Source organism: Bacillus sp. Xin1 (genome assembly GCF_013314535.1).
Taxonomy (GTDB): domain Bacteria; phylum Bacillota; class Bacilli; order Bacillales; family Bacillaceae_G; genus Bacillus_A.
The window spans coordinates 68,999-84,711 of record NZ_JABUAE010000007.1; the positions used below are offsets into that span (position 1 = coordinate 68,999).

A 15,713-nucleotide genomic window follows, 5' to 3' on the forward strand; every position below is an offset into this window, starting at 1 on the left:
TTTCACCTTCTTATTTAAATTGTTTCATATGTTTGGTATTCTTCTTTTCCAAGCGCTAGTTTTGCTTTCATACGATCTTCTTCTCTTTGGAAGCTAATACGTAATACCCCAAGCAATCCTTCACGCGCTTCTAATATTTGCAAGTTCTTAATACTAATTTCTTCGCGCGCCAGAATACTCGTAATATGAGCTAATGCTCCTACTTTATCTAAAACATCGACGTATAAGTCGTGATAGGCAGGAATAGCTCCTCTTTTTCTCACTGGTAAAGAATCACGATATTCTTTCGCATCTGCAAAGTAGTTTTGTATTTCATCTCCATCTCCTATAGAAACCGTCTTATATAACTCTTCCATTTCAGAGATCCACTCTTTTAATAATACCATTAAATGCTCACGATTTTGCTTTACAATGTCACTCCACATTTTCGGACTGCTAGATGCGATACGTGTGATATCTTTAAATCCACCAGCAGCTAGTTGATGAATGAGCGGATTATCCCCTGCATGTTTCTCGACTTGTTTTACTAAACCTGCCGCAATAAGATGTGGAAAATGACTAACGATTCCTGTTACATAATCGTGTTCTTCTGTATTTAAGACGAGAAAATGTGATCCTGTTCCTTTTAACCATACTTTTAGCTCTTCCACTTGATCATTTGGCACATGATTCATCGGTGTTAAAATGTAAAATGCATTTTCAAATAAATGTGCCTTTGCACTTTCCACACCAGTTTTATGAGACCCTGCCATCGGATGTCCGCCAATAAAAGAAACTTTCTTTGAAAATAAAGCTTCCGCTTCATTCATAATTGTTCCTTTTGTGCTCCCTACATCGGTCACTATTACATCATCTCGTAAGCGAAATAACGCTAGTTTGTGTAATAACTTCTTTGTTTCTTCAACTGGAGAGGCAAACACAATTAAATTTGCCTCTTCACATGCACGCTGTAAATCTATTGCTATTTCATCTACTACATGCAATTCTTTCGCACGCTCTACCTGCTCTTTAAATATATCATAACCTGTTATCGTTACATCGTGCTCTTTCTTAATTGCTAATGCAAGAGAGCCTCCTATTAATCCTGTTCCAATTAATACTACCTTTTTACACATTGGTCTCATCTCGAGACTTATGTTTTTTATTTTCAAAGTGTTGTTTTAACACTGAAATCACTCCTTCATTTTGTTCCCTTGTTCCGATTGTAATACGAACGCCGTTTGGGAATGGACGAATAATAAACCCTGCGTGTGCGCAAGCTTCATAAATTTCTCCAGCATCATCTACCGGCAAGAAGATGAAGTTTGTTTGCGACGGATAGAATGGAATTTCATTTTCCTTACAAAAACTTTCGTATTGCTCTAATCCTTCTCGGTTTACACGAACGATTTCTGTAATGAATTCTTCATCCTTACAAGCGATTGTTGCTGCTTTTTGTGCAAGTGAAGAAACATTAAAAGGCAAACGTACAACATTTAATTTCTTGATTAACTCTTCCTGTCCAATTGCATACCCTACGCGAAATGATGCTAAACCGTATGCTTTAGAAAATGTTCGTAATATAAGAAGATTTTTATGTTTTTTCAATAGCGGTATGCTCTCTGGAAAGTCTTTCGCTGTGACATATTCATAGTACGCTTCATCGATTACAATTAGTGCACTGTCATCCACGCTATTTATAAATTCATTTAATTTTCGCTCATCAATATATGTGCCCGTTGGATTATTCGGGTTACAAATCCAAACGATTTTTGTGTTATTATCGATTGCCTTAGCGATTGCATCTAAGTCATATGCCCCTTGATTTAGCGAAACTTCTTTCACTTCGCACCCCTCAATAATTGCATGATGACGATATTGCGGAAACGTTTCTCCCGCTGTTACAATATTTTCCCCTGCGCAAAGTACGGCGCGGCTGATGATTTGAATCACTTCGTCAAGTCCACTTCCGCACATGATTTGTTCCTTTTGAATTTGCAGTTTTTCTGCGATTGTTTCGCGGAGTTCTACAGCTCCTCCATCAGGATATAAGGCATGTTCATGCCACGCTTTTTGTAAATTTTCCATAACACGTGGCGAACAACCAAATGGATTTTCATTTGACGCTAATTTTACAAATGAATGATCCCCATATACTTCTTTCATTTGCTCTGGTGATTTACCTGGTTTATATGGCTGTAATGATGATAATTGCCCTTTTACCTTCATTTATAACTCATCCTTTTTAAAATTCTTTTGCATATTTGTTATGCTGCGTAATATTTTGCTGGATTAATTCCATGCGATCTTTTCCGAATTGTTCAACTAATGCATCTGCAAGCTCCCATGCAACAACAGCTTCTGCGACAACACTTGCCGCCGGAACTGCGCAACTATCTGAGCGTTCAATACTTGCTTGAAATGCTTCTTTCGTATCAATATCTACACTTGCAAGTGGTTTATATAATGTAGGAATCGGCTTCATAACACCTCTTACAACAATCGGCATTCCCGTTGTCATACCGCCTTCTAATCCACCTGCGTTATTTGTTTTTCTTGTATAACCTTTTTCTTCATCCCATAGGATTTCATCATGTACTAAACTTCCTGGCTTCCTTGCTGCTTCAAATCCAACACCAATTTCAGCACCTTTAAAGGCATTAATACTCATGATTGCGCCTGCAAGTTTTGCATCTAATTTTCGGTCATAATGTACATAACTCCCAACGCCGATTGGCATCCCTTCTGCAATGACTTCTACAATTCCACCAATTGAATCCCCGCTGCTTTTCGCAGTATCAATCGCATCCATCATTTGTCGCTCTACCTCTGTATCTAGGCAACGTACAGGTGAATTTTCTGTAATGTTTTGGATGTCTTCTATTGGTAGTTGACCTACACGATTTGCTTGTACTCCACCAATTTCAAGAACATGTCCAGCAATTTGTACACCTAATTCTTTTAAAATTTGCTTCGCAACCGCGCCAGCAGCTACTCTTACAGTTGTTTCTCTTGCAGAAGAACGTTCTAAAACATTTCGTATATCACGGTGACCGTACTTAATTGCACCGTTTAAATCTGCATGTCCAGGGCGTGGTTTTGTAATTGTACGTTTCATCTCTTTACTTTCTTGCTCCGAGATCGGTTCTGCTCCCATTACTTTCGTCCAATGTTTGAAATCATCATTTTTTACGATTAATGTAATTGGTGAACCAAGTGTCACCCCATGGCGCACGCCACTTACGATTTCTACTGTATCTGTTTCAATTTGCATCCGTCTTCCGCGGCCATGCCCTTTTTGTCTTCTTAATAATTCCTTATTAATATGTTCTGCTTGTAGCGCTAATCCTGCAGGTACACCTTCTAAAATAACGGTTAACTGCGGACCATGTGATTCTCCAGCTGTAATGTATCTCATTTCTCTTACCCCTTTATTATTTTTTTGTACAAAAAAATCCCTACTGAGCGCTCAGTAGGGACGATGATTATCGCGGTACCACCCTAATTGTAGACTACATTCGTCTACCTCTTATCATTTTTAACGATCTATGAGACCGTCTTTCCCTTCATAAAGATTATTATCTTTACTACGAAAAAGATGCTCTAGGGCTGTAATTCATGCTTATCTTTGTACTGATTCTCAGCATCCATCAGCTCTCTATAAACAGGGAGATAAGCACTACTGTTTCCCTTTCAATGCATATTTAATATGAAATTAAGATAATTTATTTTTGAATCCTTTTAACTCTTCCATGAATTTATGGAACTCTGGAATATCCATTTGCTGCGCTGAATCAGATAATGCAACTGCTGGATCTGGATGAACTTCTGCCATTACTGCATCTGCACCAATTGCTAGTGCTGCTTTTGCAGTAGGTAATAATAAATCTCTACGTCCTGTAGAATGCGTTACGTCCACAACAACAGGTAAATGTGTTTCTTTCTTTAAGATTGGTACAGCTGAAATATCTAACGTATTACGCGTTGCTCTTTCGTATGTGCGGATACCGCGCTCACATAATATAATCTGATCATTTCCTTGTGCGATGATGTATTCAGCTGCATTAATGAACTCATCAATTGTCGCTGCTAAACCACGTTTTAATAACACAGGTTTATTTACTTTACCCACAGCTCTTAATAAATCAAAGTTTTGCATATTTCGTGCCCCGACTTGAATGACATCAACGTAATCAAGAGCCATTTCTACATCGTTTGGATTTAAGATTTCACTAATAATCGCTAAATCAAATTCATCAGCTACTTGTCGTAAAATTTGTAGTCCTTCTACCCCTAATCCTTGGAAATCGTATGGTGATGTTCTCGGTTTGAAAGCACCGCCGCGCATTAATTTTAATCCTTGTTTTTTCATCGCTTGCCCTACTAGGCGAACTTGCTCTAAGCTTTCTACAGCACAAGGTCCCATGATGAATGTTTGCGTTCCATTTCCTAATAACTCACCTTTTACATCAACGATTGTATTCTCTTTTTTCTTTTTACGTGAAACAAGTAATGCTTTACGGTTGTCATCTTCTTGCAGTTCTAAGCTCGCTTTGAAAATTGTTTTGAAAATGTGTTGAACTGTTGAAGTTTCGAAAGGACCTTCATTGTGTTCTGCGATCATATCAAGTACTTCACGCTCACGGACAGGATCAAAACGTTTCGTACCTTGTACTTGCTTTTGCTCCCCAATCTTTTGAACGATTTTACCTCGTTCATTTAAAAGCTCTAGTAACTGTAAATTGATTTTATCCACCTGTTTACGTAATTGTTCTAATTCATGATTTGCCATTTTAAAATCCTCCTTTTAATGTTGAAAATTATTGCAAGAGAATAAAGATTCCCTATTTTCTGAATTGAATACTTACAAAAATTTATTATGAGATCGATACCGCCTTTTCTGTGTACAAAAAATCCCTACTGATCTACTCAGTAGGGACGATATTTATCGCGGTACCACCCTAATTGTAGACTGATTTCGTCTACCTCTCTTCACTGTTAACGATCGTTCGACCGTCTTTCCCTTCATAAAGAAAACAAATCTTTACTACGAAAAAGATGCTCCAGGACTGTAATTCGCACTTGTCTTTGTACTGGTTCACACCAACCACCAGCTCTCTGTTACAGGGAAACAACTACTACTCCTTTTCCTTTCACCGCATATCATATTCCATTGTCAAGCCATACCACAAAAAATACAAAAAGTCCCTACTGATCCAATCAGTAGGGACGATATTTATCGCGGTACCACCCTAGTTGCAGACTAATTTCGTCTACCTCTCTTCACTGTTAACGATCATTTGACCGCCTTTTCTTCATAAAGAATATATGTCTTTAATCCGAAAAAGATGCTCCAGGACTGTAATTCATGATTATCCCTGTACTGATTCACACCAACCATCAGCTCTCTGTTACAGTAAGATCCTCACTACTGTGATCCCTTCATTGCACTTTGTTTATCCAAATGTTTTTTGAAATTGAATAAGTTATGATTCGTATTATAGAATGCTTTTTCAAAGACTGTCAATAACTTTTTATTTATTTTTTAAAAATCCACTCTTTACCCATTATCCATCTTGTAAATTTGCCATTATAATCCCGATCCGAATCATTTCGTTTTGAATAGATATTAGTAATTTATTCTCCACTTGGTACTCTGTTAACAATTGCTTAATTTCGATGATTTCATTTTCAAAATCGTTTGCTTCATGAAGGTTTTGTAAGAGCGAAAAAAACAACTCACCATAGGCTTCTACATGGTCTTTTATATTCTTTTTCTTTTCCAAAACAGACAAAAATAGTTGCCTTATTTCTGCTTGATTGTAACGTTCTGATGGTGGCGAAAAATGGGTAAGAATTGTTTGCAATCCCTTTTCTGCAACTTCATCCATACATAAAACAAAGCGTAAAAACATGACATACTCCCTGCCTGTTATAGAACTCATTTTTGGACGTTCCATTAAAAATTCAGCTAACCAAGTTTCCCAAAATTTTTGTTGTTCTCTCGCGCTTAATGTTTTCACATAATAACATAAATGTTCCATAAACTTCATTTTGTCATTTTCCGTTTCTTGTATAAAAAGTGGATATAACCAATCTGCTCGCTGCTCCCAATATAATACACATTTAATAAAAACAAAACTAAGCCACTTTAAGAACACTTCTTTTGTATGTGGATGTAACAAATATAAATGCTGAGCCGCATATGTAATGTATCTCTTTATCTCTTTAAATAACGGTAAATTTATTTGTGTATAACAGAGTCCTGCCCATGCATATTTGATTGCTTTTTCTTGTTTTTTTAAATCGAGATACGGCAGCAGATTTTTTCTACACCATTGTTTCTCAATATGATATAAAAATGTTATATCTGCTGTTAACCGTGCAAACATGAAATTTGTACTCTGTGAACATGTTCGCATTTGTTCTTCAAATAAAAACAAGTACTCGTAAATATTTCGGTCGTATAAGTGGTCATATGCGAGTAACTTTAACAATACTGACGTCATCTTTCCAATAGGATGCTGGATAGACTCATTATAAAAATCATGCTCTTCTAATTTGAAATTCAAATTACTTTTCATTACTTGAGGAAATACAGAGACGGAAAATCGTTTCACAACACGTATACTATCCTCTTGAAATTCTTCTAATCGATTGCTAATTTCATAAAGAAAACTGCTAATTAACCAATGAAAAGATGTATTTCTTACAAATTGTTGTAAGAGTGGAATGATTTTTTGTATTTGTTCATTTGTCAGCTTGCGATTATTCCTCCATGCTCTAATGCAAACAAACCATACTTCATTACTTACTTTACTTTCTCCTGCAAGTTGATACGCAAGTGAAATACTCCACTCTGTATTTAATTTACATGCTTTTGATAACATCTCTAAAAAATGACGTTGTTCAAAAATACCGTCATGAGAAAAGAGCCTAACTTGTTTCATCATCTCATGGTCTTTCAACTGCAATAACCCATCGGCTGTTACATTACATGTAATACTTTGTACAGCATCCTCTACTTGTTTTTCACCGTAACGTTCTGGGGAAAAATGAGGGTGTTTTTGTTTCATTTTTTTATATGCTTCTGCTGTACAATTACTATCTGGATCACATGTATAAAGTAAATCCATAATAAGACAAGCATCAAAAGCCCTCTCATTAACAAGATGTTTCATAACCTTTTGTAACACTTCTTGCTTACTTTGTTCCGAAGCAAGTGAATAATGTTTCTTTAAAAACTTAAATACTTCATGCCTATATGTAACATGTAAAAGTAACTTTCGCTCTAATAACCATTTGATTTTTTCATCGTCAGTCGCAAATATATTTTTACTCATCGCAGCTATGGCAATTCGTTTTTGTAATATACTATCAGTTTCAATCATTTGGGTGATATAGTAGTTAGCCTTCCACTTATTATTCTTACATAAATAGGTGAGACACTCTTTTACAATACGAATTAAAAATGTAAAATCTTTTGGCTGTAAATCATGCTCTGAAAATTCGACTGTATTATATGTCACACCGTCCTTTTTCTCCAGTGCAGCCTGTCTTAAAAATAACATTTGCATTTTTTCTAATCCCATAACCATAATAGGATCGACAAAATACGCGATATGCGGTTTCATTCTTTCATCCCAAATCTGTTGTACAAATGAAAATACCGGAACTGGTAAGCGACTTGTCTCCTCTAATTCAATCGAATCTTGCATATCGTGTTCCCATTTCCTAACACGTTTTAATTTAATTTTTCCGTCCAAAATAAATGCCAATAATAAGATGAAAATCTCTTTATGTTCAGGAAAGGAACATTTATGTAACAAGTATGAAACTAATTCTATAGAGTTGCTATTTTTTTCTGCTGTTTCTAGTAAAAGTAATGTCCATTTTGCGAATAGTAGCGGTTCAATTGGCTCTTTTGTCTCGTTTAAATACGTACAAATCGTTCGCCAAAACAAAGGAGAAATTTTCGAGTGATTTCTATAAATAAGCTGAAATAATTCCTTTTGATGGCTAAAAAGAAATTGTTTGACGAGCCAATCAGCCAGCAATTCATCCTCTTCGTTATGAATAGCAGACAGCAAAAATAAATTTTGAAGTTTTCCTTCTGCCTCTAACCATTCTACCCACTCATAATCGCGAGCAAATTCTATAAAATACCGAAGTGTTTCAATTTTTTTTACTGATTGTTTTATATATGATAATTGCTCTTGTTCAACTGAAGGCGGAACTGTCACAATATCGCGAATCCGCATTCTTTTTGTAATATAATTATCTCCCATTAATTCAGCCCAGCGCTTCACCGCTTGCACCAGGGCCTGGTGATTGTTTGCTTTATTTGGATAGACAATAGGCCTTACTCCTAAATGCTCCCAATGATATGTATTATCTCCTTGTGCAACAAATGCATAACGTCTTGTACTTGGTGGTAAACCGGTTGCTAAATATTTCATAACAGGATCATTATGACTATATCCGATGAATAACACCGTGTAATTTGAAAATAGATCAACTAAAAATCTTCTTGCCCATCCTTCCGTCAAGTAAGCCCTTCCAAAGTCGCCATCTGTTAATATTAAATTTTCTTTTTCCTGTTCTACATTACCATGTATATATGCTAATCCTTTAAACGCTCTACCTGTTGGAAGTGCAGGTGCATAATATATATTGATATCTCGATTCATTTCTCGGATTACACTTGTAAAATGTTGATCGAAATTTGTTGTTACAATGCGAACATCGATATCATCTGAAAAAAGCCGCGGAATTGCATAATGTAATGGATTCGGTTTTGAATTTTTCACATCAACAAGATTTTGTGCCACTTGATGTACATCTTTTGTCTTCGCAACTTTTCCGAGATAATAATCATGCGGTTCTGTATTTTCACGCTTTTCAACATATAAAGCTTCCGCAATTTCATCCACTAAATCATCGAAATTTGGTAAGTTTGATTTCCCTTTCATAGAAACTCCTGCTCCGACAAATAATACAAGCCTTCCTTGCTCAAGATTATCAAATAGTTCATCTGGAATTTCTACTTCTGAAGTAATCCACATCCGGATCCCCCCTTACCTAAAAATGTCATATACTCTCATTTTACTATAACATTTTTTCTTTATTTTTTTAATATTTTGACAAGGTGTTTCACATGAAAAAATTTTATTTACAATCATGTAGAAATGTATGAACTTCTTGTTTTATACCAAAACTATGTAAAAACAGGAGGTGTGCAACTTGAGCAATTTTACTATTGTGCTTATCAAATTTATATCATGTATCATTGCTTTTGCTATTGGACTTGATTTGTTTTTCGATGCAACATTTGTTGATGTTATTTCCTTTAGCCTGTTTGTAACAATTGTTTCTTATATGTTTGTTGATAAAATCATTTTGGACCGCGTTGGCAATTCCGCTGCGATTATGGCTGACTTTTTGTTAACATATTTAAGTGTGTGGATTTTCGGTAATATTTTATTGGACAATTATATGCAGATCGCATGGGGAAGTATTCTGTCCGCTATTGTTTTTACATTATCTGAAGTATTTGTCCATCGTTTTTCTCATACGCATGAAAGACATAAAAGTGATCGAATCAACATGAGTGGCCGGTTTGCCTATGGAACTGAGTTTGCTGAGGAACAAAATGTTTTAGATAAAGATAAGAAAAAGTAAAAAAATAAGGATGTCACAATCTATATCATGACATCCTTATTTTTCATTAACGATTCTTTCGGTAGTATTGCTCCATAACAGATTATGGAAACATTTCGCCACCTGTTGTCACTATTTCCTTTTAATTCGATCTTATGCTTCTATCTTTATGTTTTTGAAATCCACAACATCAGCAAATGCACCCAATACTGCATTATGATGCTTAACAATTTCTTCCGCACTTAATTGCTCCGAATCAAATGTACTATGTGCATCACGAACCAAAGTTACTTTGTATCCTTCACTAAAAGCGCTACGCGTTGTTGTATCCACACAGTATTCTGTTTGCATACCTGACATAATGACATGTTCAATTTCATTATCTTGCAATATTTTATGTAGATTTGTTTTATAGAATGAATCTGGTGTTTCTTTTTCGATCATGATGTCACCATCTTTCGGTGCAATGGCCGAATGAATATTCCATTCCGGTTTTCCTTTTGCTAAAGGATGACCTTGGGGCCCATTATGCTGGACATAAATAACAGGAATTTCATGTAAACGACATTTTTGAATTAACTCTTGCAACGTTTCTAATAACTCCTGCCCTTTGAATACTGGTCCACCTGCTGTATACATACCTTCTTGCACATCTATTACTAAAAGTGCCTTCTTCATTCCATACAACTCCTCGCCGCTTATTTTTTATACTCTACCATCCAGCAATCTTCTAAATTCCCTTCATGCAGCTCATGTTCTTTTAAAATTTTCACCTTTTGGAATCCACACTTTTCATAACAATGAATCGCTCGTTCATTACTTACTCTTGGATCCATCGCAATTGCTTCTGCCCCTAATTCATCGGTTATATATATGATCGCGGCTTGTACAAGCTCTGTACCGATTCCTCTATTCCAATGTGTTGGCTCTCCAATAAATTGGTCCATGCCCCATATATTCTGATTTTCTCTATATCCATATAACTCTTTCCACTCTGCATCTATCGGGTAAATTTGTATGTAACCAATTGGTTCTCCAGCATATTTCACTAGACACCTTTTCTCATCACTCTTTGGAGTATGGATAAAATGCATACGTACTTTTTCTGGAGATTGTGGATTATCTCTGCCTTCGTAATACTGTAAAACTTCTGGATTTGTTAACCATTTTGAGATTGTATTTACATCATCTTCTGCAACATATCTAATCGACAATTTACCTATTTGTAATAACATACTTTTCCTCCTTATTCATAACATTATAATATTCTAGACTCATTGAGTTTACTCCTTTTATTAGACAGTGAGTACGATACACCGACTTGCCATCATACCTTCGTATCAGTTTTTATTCAAAAAAATACTACTCTTGCTGGATGTTATAGAAACTTTAATTTAGTAATCTATAGATATCAAACCAACATAGGAGGAATAAATATGTCTAAAGCTTTTAATTCAAAAGAACAACAACAAGAAGAAATACATGCAATCCAGCATACAATTACTGAAGTTGAAAATGCATTTAATGCACATAATGCGGATGAATTAGACCGCCACTTCACCTTGAATGCCACATGGGTTAACGTATTTGGCAAGAAGCTATCTGGTTGGAAACAAATCAATGAGACACACAAAGTTCTTTTAGCGGGACCTCTTCGTGATTCATATGCTTGTTATACAGTTGAAAGTATTACATTTATACGTTCCGACGTAGCTATCGCACATATTAGACAATATCCAACAACCTCTGAAGGAAAAATAATAGAAAGTGAGCAAGGCAGTCTTGCTGTTTATGTAATGGTCAAAGAAAAGGAAACGTGGAAAATTGCTGCTGGGCAGAATACACTAGTTCAATAGCTTTTCCCATATCCCTATTTAGAGTGGAGGTTACGACTTATGTCTCAAGTAACTTTGAAGAAAATAACTTCTGACAATTGGCGAGAGGCTCTCACGCTTTCTGTAAACATTGAGCAGCAAAAGTTCGTTTCTGAAATTACACCACCTGTTGCTATTGCACTTGCTAAAGCATATATTAGGCCGGATGATAGGATGATTGAACCTTTTGGAATTTATCATAATGAAAAAATGGTTGGTTTCTTTAATTTGCACTACGAACCGGATTGTCAAAAGGACTTTTGGCTGTTTCATTTTTTTATCGACAAAGGATATCAAAGAAAAGGGTTTGGAGTCGCAGCAATAAACGAATTAATTAACCATTTAAAAATCGTTCATCCGTCTTGCCATCGTCTTCGCTTAACTGTACATCCTGAAAATGCTTCGGGCCAAAAATTCTATTCAAATCTGGGATTCACCGATGATGAAATTCTCACATACGGTGAATCAACCTTTTTCTTGTATTTTATTTCAGCATGATAACGAATAAAGAGTGCCATGAAACGCTCTAATGACACTCTTTGTTCGTATGGAGTACTATAGGTTATATTGGACTGTCTTAAAATCTCAAATACCAATATATTGCAACTTCATCACTTTGCTCATTTATCCCTTTATATACAAGAAAATCAAAGCCACCTATTACGAATCCACAACTCTCATAAAACTTACATGCTCTAACGTTATTATTTTGTGTCTCTAGCATGATTCCTAGCATTTTACCAGTTTGCGCCCAATACTTTGCCCGCTCAATTAATTTTCTACCAACTCCAAACTGTCTAAACTGCTTATCTACTTTTATATCTTCCACGTAAGCAAAACCATTCCAATTCTTCTTTACTATAATCATTCCAATCATTTGGCAATTTATAAACGCCAAATAAATGATTTTATCTGGATTATTAACATATTCGCTATAATCTAAATCATTCTCTTGCTCCTCCTTATATATATCTTCTGAATAATTTTTCTCAAAACCTGGTATGTCTTGCACAGTGTATTCTATTTGATGACCCATCGCCTCTAATGAAAGAACTAGCTTAGAATCAACCGTAAAACTATCATCAATTTCAGGAAATTCATTCAAATCTTCTAATTCTAGTTTCCTAATAAAAATGTCCATCTTTATCTCCTCTAAGTAAAACATTATATATTCCTCATACTAAATATTTATAGCAATTCCTGCAATGAATAAACTAACCATTAGGAGAAAAGGCGTACCAATCATTGCTCCTCGTAGATGCATCTTATAATCTTTATATCCCTTCATCCCTTCTGTACTAGGAATAACAACAAATCTCGGATTAATCCGGCAAAATATAAGCCAATCTAGAATGAGTAAATCAACTAAGTTAAAAATCATTAAAATTCCAAAAGAATGTAAGAAAGCATCTATAAACAATACTTCCTTATGTTGATTTAGTAAAAAGGTTGAAATGAAGGGTGTCCCAAAAAGAATTACATTATATACAATTCCAAAGTATACAGTTTGTCTTTTTTCAGTAATTGTTTTTGGCAGAACAACTTTTTGAATATCCTTAGGATATTCATTTAACCATAGACGTGGATTATAATATAATGATCCCAAAATCATTACGGATAGTATAATAGACATAATTGTTCCAACGAGCAACATTTGTTCATATTGACCCATAAATCATTCTCCTCCTTACTCGTAATTACCGCAAAAACATTAAATTACTCTGTAAAGACTCATTCTATTAAAAATCCTATGTATTCCCACATCAGAAAATTAACATAAATCTTTGCTAAATAACTTTTTCATTTCTATATTTATAATTGATTTCTTCCAGCATCCACTCTTGATTCTTGACATATCATTTCAAACTTCATAAAGTGAAATTCTAATTGGTGTTTTTCATCTTCACTGATTTTTAGCCCATAAATATTTGGCTAAGTCTATATAAACTCACACAAGAACAGGACTGGTAAAACAAATGAAAATTGAACATATCGCGATTTGGGTAAATGATCTAGAAGCAATGCGTACTTTCTATACAAAGTATTTTAATGGAAAAGTAAATTCTTTATATCACAATGAAGCTAAACACTTCGAATCTTATTTCATTACATTTGAATCTGGAGCACGTCTCGAAATTATGCGAAAAAAAGGAATAGAAAACACGCCTACTTCTGATTTAATTGGATATGCCCATATCGCTTTCTCTGTTGGTAGCGAAGAAAGTGTGAATCAACTAACCAAAACATTACAAGAAGCTGGATATCCGGTATTAAATGGACCACGCTTCACTGGAGATGGCTATTATGAGAGCGTAATTAGTGATCCAGAAGGAAATCAAATCGAGATAACTATCTAGCAAAATACATTTATTATTTGATATTTTGATTACGAAATACAATAACACTAAAAACCGTTCGAAAATTTCGAACGGTTTTACTACCTAATAATGTTGCATTACAAGGGTTACGTGGTATGCAAACTATGATATATTAAATTTTCACTGATTGTTCTTCTTGATAGATAATTTCACCATCAATAATAGTTGTTTCTACTTTTAAATCTTTAATTTGGTTTGGGTTGACACTTAAAATACTGTCATTTAATATAACTAAATCCGCCAACTTTCCGACCTCTATGCTTCCTTTTATTTCTTCTTCAAAACTCGCATAAGCACCATTCCAGGTGTATAGTTTAATAGCTTCCATTACGCTTATAGATTGATTAGTACCAAACTCCATTCCAGACTTGCTTTTTCTATTAACAGCAACATGAATTCCTAATAAAGGGTTATAATCAGTAACTGGCGCGTCCGATCCACCTGCTGCCATGATGCCGCGATCAATAAAATCACGAACAGCGTACATGTGATTAACACGATCACCATAGTGCTCTACATATATCTCTCCGAATTCATATGGAAATGGAGGATTTGGAATAGGAACCACCTCGAGTTTTTTTATTCTCTCTTGTAAATCTGGTGAAGAAATTCCCGCGTGCTCGATCCGATGACGGTGGTTTTTTCTTGGTGATTCCTCCAACGCCTTTTCTACACAATTTAAATACATTTCAATGGCTTTATCGCCTTGTGCATGTACAGTGATTTGATAACCTTTTTTATGTGCTTCACCTAAAACCTGATAGATTTCTTCCTCACTATAATAAAGAATACCATAATTGTTAGAGTCACTGGCGTACGACTCACGGGTTGCAATTGTAGGCCCGGTGCTACTTCCATCTGTAAACAATTTAGCTGGTCCAACTTTGAATCTCTCATCTCCGGTACCAGTTACCACACCAGCTTCGACCATTTTATGAACAAATTCATGGGAGTTATTTATCTGACATATCATTGCATATATTCTGACACGAATATCCTTACTCTTCACAGCTTGTTGTAGTAAACGGAAACTCTCAGGTCCGTCATATCCACCTGCATCATGTATACTTGTTATGCCCGCTGCAACGAAATGATCTGATGCGATTTTCACAGCCTTCATCAGTTCACTTTCTGTATAACTTGCAACCTCGCTCATTTCCATATTTGCTGCTTCAATTAACTTTCCTGTAAGCCTTCCTGCCTGATCCTTTTCAATAACTCCCCCATTAGAATCCGGTGTGTTCTCATTAATTTGCGCAATTTCTAATGCCTTGCTGTTCACCACGCTTATATGGTTGCAAGTACGCGATACCATAATCGGGTGTTCAACTGAAATTTCATCCAGCTCAGTGATTGTTGGATAACGCTTTTCCTTCACAGCTGTTTCATTAAAGCCCCAAGCACGTATCCATTCACCTTTTGGAGTTTCTAAGGCCTTCTTTTTCAGGTCCTCTAATAAAGCCTCAATAGAATCAATATGTTCAGCTTTACAACTTACCGCCAACTGATTCAACCCTTGAGAAATGAGGTGAATATGAGAATCAATAAATCCAGGAAGAAGCGTTTTTCCTTGCAGGTCAATTACATCAGTTTTTTCTCCTATAAAACTCTTAACCTCCTGATTTGAACCAACAACTGCGATACGATTATCTTTTATTGCTACAGCTTCGACTACTGTATTCTTTTGGTCCACTGTAATAACCTCTCCATTTATCAATACAACATCAGCTTTCATAAACTCAGCCCTTTCGGAATTACTCTTTTAGAGTGATTAGCTCAGTATTTAAGGCTATATCTCTCGATATGCTATTCTGCTTTACTA

Annotated in this window: 14 protein-coding genes and 3 other annotated features; of the genes, 4 read left to right on the forward strand and 10 right to left on the reverse strand. The window is 35.5% G+C overall.

What is annotated here, in order from left to right; translation table 11 throughout:
• Positions 1–14: 14 nt before the first annotated feature.
• From tyrA to HRG09_RS09650, 5 genes are all read right to left on the reverse strand, one after another.
• Positions 15–1,115 (reverse strand): prephenate dehydrogenase, encoded by a 1,101-nt coding sequence (tyrA, locus tag HRG09_RS09630; protein WP_174100586.1) that lies wholly within the window; start codon positions 1,113–1,115, stop codon positions 15–17.
• Complete coding sequence (gene hisC / locus HRG09_RS09635) at positions 1,108–2,208, reverse strand: histidinol-phosphate transaminase (RefSeq protein WP_174100587.1); 1,101 nt, start codon at positions 2,206–2,208, stop codon at positions 1,108–1,110. The genes tyrA and hisC overlap by 8 nt, the downstream gene beginning before the upstream one ends.
• A 16-nt stretch (positions 2,209–2,224) precedes the next feature.
• Positions 2,225–3,397, reverse strand: a complete 1,173-nt coding sequence (aroC, locus tag HRG09_RS09640) for a chorismate synthase (protein WP_174100588.1) — start codon at positions 3,395–3,397, stop codon at positions 2,225–2,227.
• Between the two features lie 53 nt (positions 3,398–3,450).
• Positions 3,451–3,685, reverse strand: a binding site (T-box leader).
• Positions 3,686–3,694: 9 nt separating this feature from the next.
• Positions 3,695–4,771 carry a bifunctional 3-deoxy-7-phosphoheptulonate synthase/chorismate mutase gene (locus HRG09_RS09645; protein WP_174100589.1) on the reverse strand — a complete coding sequence of 359 codons (1,077 nt, stop codon included), beginning with the start codon at positions 4,769–4,771 and terminating at the stop codon, positions 3,695–3,697.
• A gap of 139 nt (positions 4,772–4,910) precedes the next feature.
• Positions 4,911–5,145, reverse strand: a binding site (T-box leader).
• A gap of 56 nt (positions 5,146–5,201) precedes the next feature.
• Positions 5,202–5,434 (reverse strand) — a binding site (T-box leader).
• Between the two features lie 112 nt (positions 5,435–5,546).
• Positions 5,547–9,044, reverse strand: coding sequence for a DUF4020 domain-containing protein (locus tag HRG09_RS09650; RefSeq protein ID WP_174100590.1), 3,498 nt, complete (start codon positions 9,042–9,044; stop codon positions 5,547–5,549).
• Positions 9,045–9,222: 178 nt separating this feature from the next.
• On the opposite strand from HRG09_RS09650, the gene HRG09_RS09655 reads away from it, so the two are divergent.
• Positions 9,223–9,660 (forward strand): YndM family protein, encoded by a 438-nt coding sequence (locus HRG09_RS09655; protein WP_174100591.1) that lies wholly within the window; start codon positions 9,223–9,225, stop codon positions 9,658–9,660.
• Between the two features lie 132 nt (positions 9,661–9,792).
• On the opposite strand, the gene HRG09_RS09660 is transcribed toward HRG09_RS09655, so the two are convergent.
• Positions 9,793–10,317: a cysteine hydrolase family protein gene (locus HRG09_RS09660; protein ID WP_174100592.1), complete on the reverse strand. Its 525-nt coding sequence runs from the start codon at positions 10,315–10,317 to the stop codon at positions 9,793–9,795.
• Positions 10,318–10,337: 20 nt separating this feature from the next.
• Positions 10,338–10,874 (reverse strand): GNAT family N-acetyltransferase, encoded by a 537-nt coding sequence (locus HRG09_RS09665; protein ID WP_174100593.1) that lies wholly within the window; start codon positions 10,872–10,874, stop codon positions 10,338–10,340.
• A gap of 201 nt (positions 10,875–11,075) precedes the next feature.
• Here HRG09_RS09665 and HRG09_RS09670 point away from each other — a divergent pair, with 201 nt between their 5' ends.
• Together HRG09_RS09670 and HRG09_RS09675 are read left to right on the forward strand one after the other, a co-directional pair.
• A complete protein-coding gene (locus HRG09_RS09670) occupies positions 11,076–11,495 on the forward strand; it encodes an SgcJ/EcaC family oxidoreductase (RefSeq protein WP_174100594.1) in 420 nt (139 codons plus the stop codon).
• 39 nt (positions 11,496–11,534) lie between these two features.
• Positions 11,535–12,011 (forward strand): GNAT family N-acetyltransferase, encoded by a 477-nt coding sequence (locus tag HRG09_RS09675; protein WP_174100595.1) that lies wholly within the window; start codon positions 11,535–11,537, stop codon positions 12,009–12,011.
• 79 nt (positions 12,012–12,090) lie between these two features.
• Here the strand turns inward: HRG09_RS09675 and HRG09_RS09680 are convergent, their stop codons facing one another.
• The gene (locus HRG09_RS09680) at positions 12,091–12,654 is read right to left on the reverse strand and encodes a GNAT family N-acetyltransferase (RefSeq protein WP_174100596.1); all 564 of its coding nucleotides are present in this window, start codon (positions 12,652–12,654) and stop codon (positions 12,091–12,093) included.
• A 39-nt stretch (positions 12,655–12,693) separates the two neighbouring features.
• Entirely contained in the window at positions 12,694–13,185 is a 492-nt protein-coding gene (locus tag HRG09_RS09685; protein WP_174100597.1) for a nitroreductase, read from the reverse strand.
• A 304-nt stretch (positions 13,186–13,489) separates the two neighbouring features.
• Between HRG09_RS09685 and HRG09_RS09690 the strand changes: the two genes are divergently transcribed.
• Entirely contained in the window at positions 13,490–13,870 is a 381-nt protein-coding gene (locus HRG09_RS09690) for a VOC family protein (protein WP_174100598.1), read from the forward strand.
• A 133-nt stretch (positions 13,871–14,003) separates the two neighbouring features.
• On the opposite strand, the gene HRG09_RS09695 is transcribed toward HRG09_RS09690, so the two are convergent.
• Positions 14,004–15,626, reverse strand: coding sequence for an amidohydrolase (locus HRG09_RS09695; RefSeq protein WP_174100599.1), 1,623 nt, complete (start codon positions 15,624–15,626; stop codon positions 14,004–14,006).
• Between the last annotated feature and the right edge of the window lie 87 nt (positions 15,627–15,713).

What these genes read in the sequence shown, in the direction of transcription:
- HRG09_RS09645 (WP_174100589.1), bottom strand. Translation starts at nt 4,771, where the DNA reads ATGGCAAATCATGAATTAGAACAATTACGTAAACAGGTGGATAAAATC.
- HRG09_RS09695 (WP_174100599.1), bottom strand. Translation starts at nt 15,626, where the DNA reads ATGAAAGCTGATGTTGTATTGATAAATGGAGAGGTTATTACAGTGGAC.
- HRG09_RS09665 (WP_174100593.1), bottom strand. Translation starts at nt 10,874, where the DNA reads ATGTTATTACAAATAGGTAAATTGTCGATTAGATATGTTGCAGAAGAT.
- HRG09_RS09670 (WP_174100594.1), top strand. Translation starts at nt 11,076, where the DNA reads ATGTCTAAAGCTTTTAATTCAAAAGAACAACAACAAGAAGAAATACAT.
- HRG09_RS09660 (WP_174100592.1), bottom strand. Translation starts at nt 10,317, where the DNA reads ATGAAGAAGGCACTTTTAGTAATAGATGTGCAAGAAGGTATGTATACA.
- HRG09_RS09675 (WP_174100595.1), top strand. Translation starts at nt 11,535, where the DNA reads ATGTCTCAAGTAACTTTGAAGAAAATAACTTCTGACAATTGGCGAGAG.
- HRG09_RS09650 (WP_174100590.1), bottom strand. Translation starts at nt 9,044, where the DNA reads ATGTGGATTACTTCAGAAGTAGAAATTCCAGATGAACTATTTGATAAT.
- HRG09_RS09680 (WP_174100596.1), bottom strand. Translation starts at nt 12,654, where the DNA reads ATGGACATTTTTATTAGGAAACTAGAATTAGAAGATTTGAATGAATTT.
- tyrA (WP_174100586.1), bottom strand. Translation starts at nt 1,115, where the DNA reads ATGTGTAAAAAGGTAGTATTAATTGGAACAGGATTAATAGGAGGCTCT.
- aroC (WP_174100588.1), bottom strand. Translation starts at nt 3,397, where the DNA reads ATGAGATACATTACAGCTGGAGAATCACATGGTCCGCAGTTAACCGTT.
- hisC (WP_174100587.1), bottom strand. Translation starts at nt 2,208, where the DNA reads ATGAAGGTAAAAGGGCAATTATCATCATTACAGCCATATAAACCAGGT.
- HRG09_RS09690 (WP_174100598.1), top strand. Translation starts at nt 13,490, where the DNA reads ATGAAAATTGAACATATCGCGATTTGGGTAAATGATCTAGAAGCAATG.
- HRG09_RS09685 (WP_174100597.1), bottom strand. Translation starts at nt 13,185, where the DNA reads ATGGGTCAATATGAACAAATGTTGCTCGTTGGAACAATTATGTCTATT.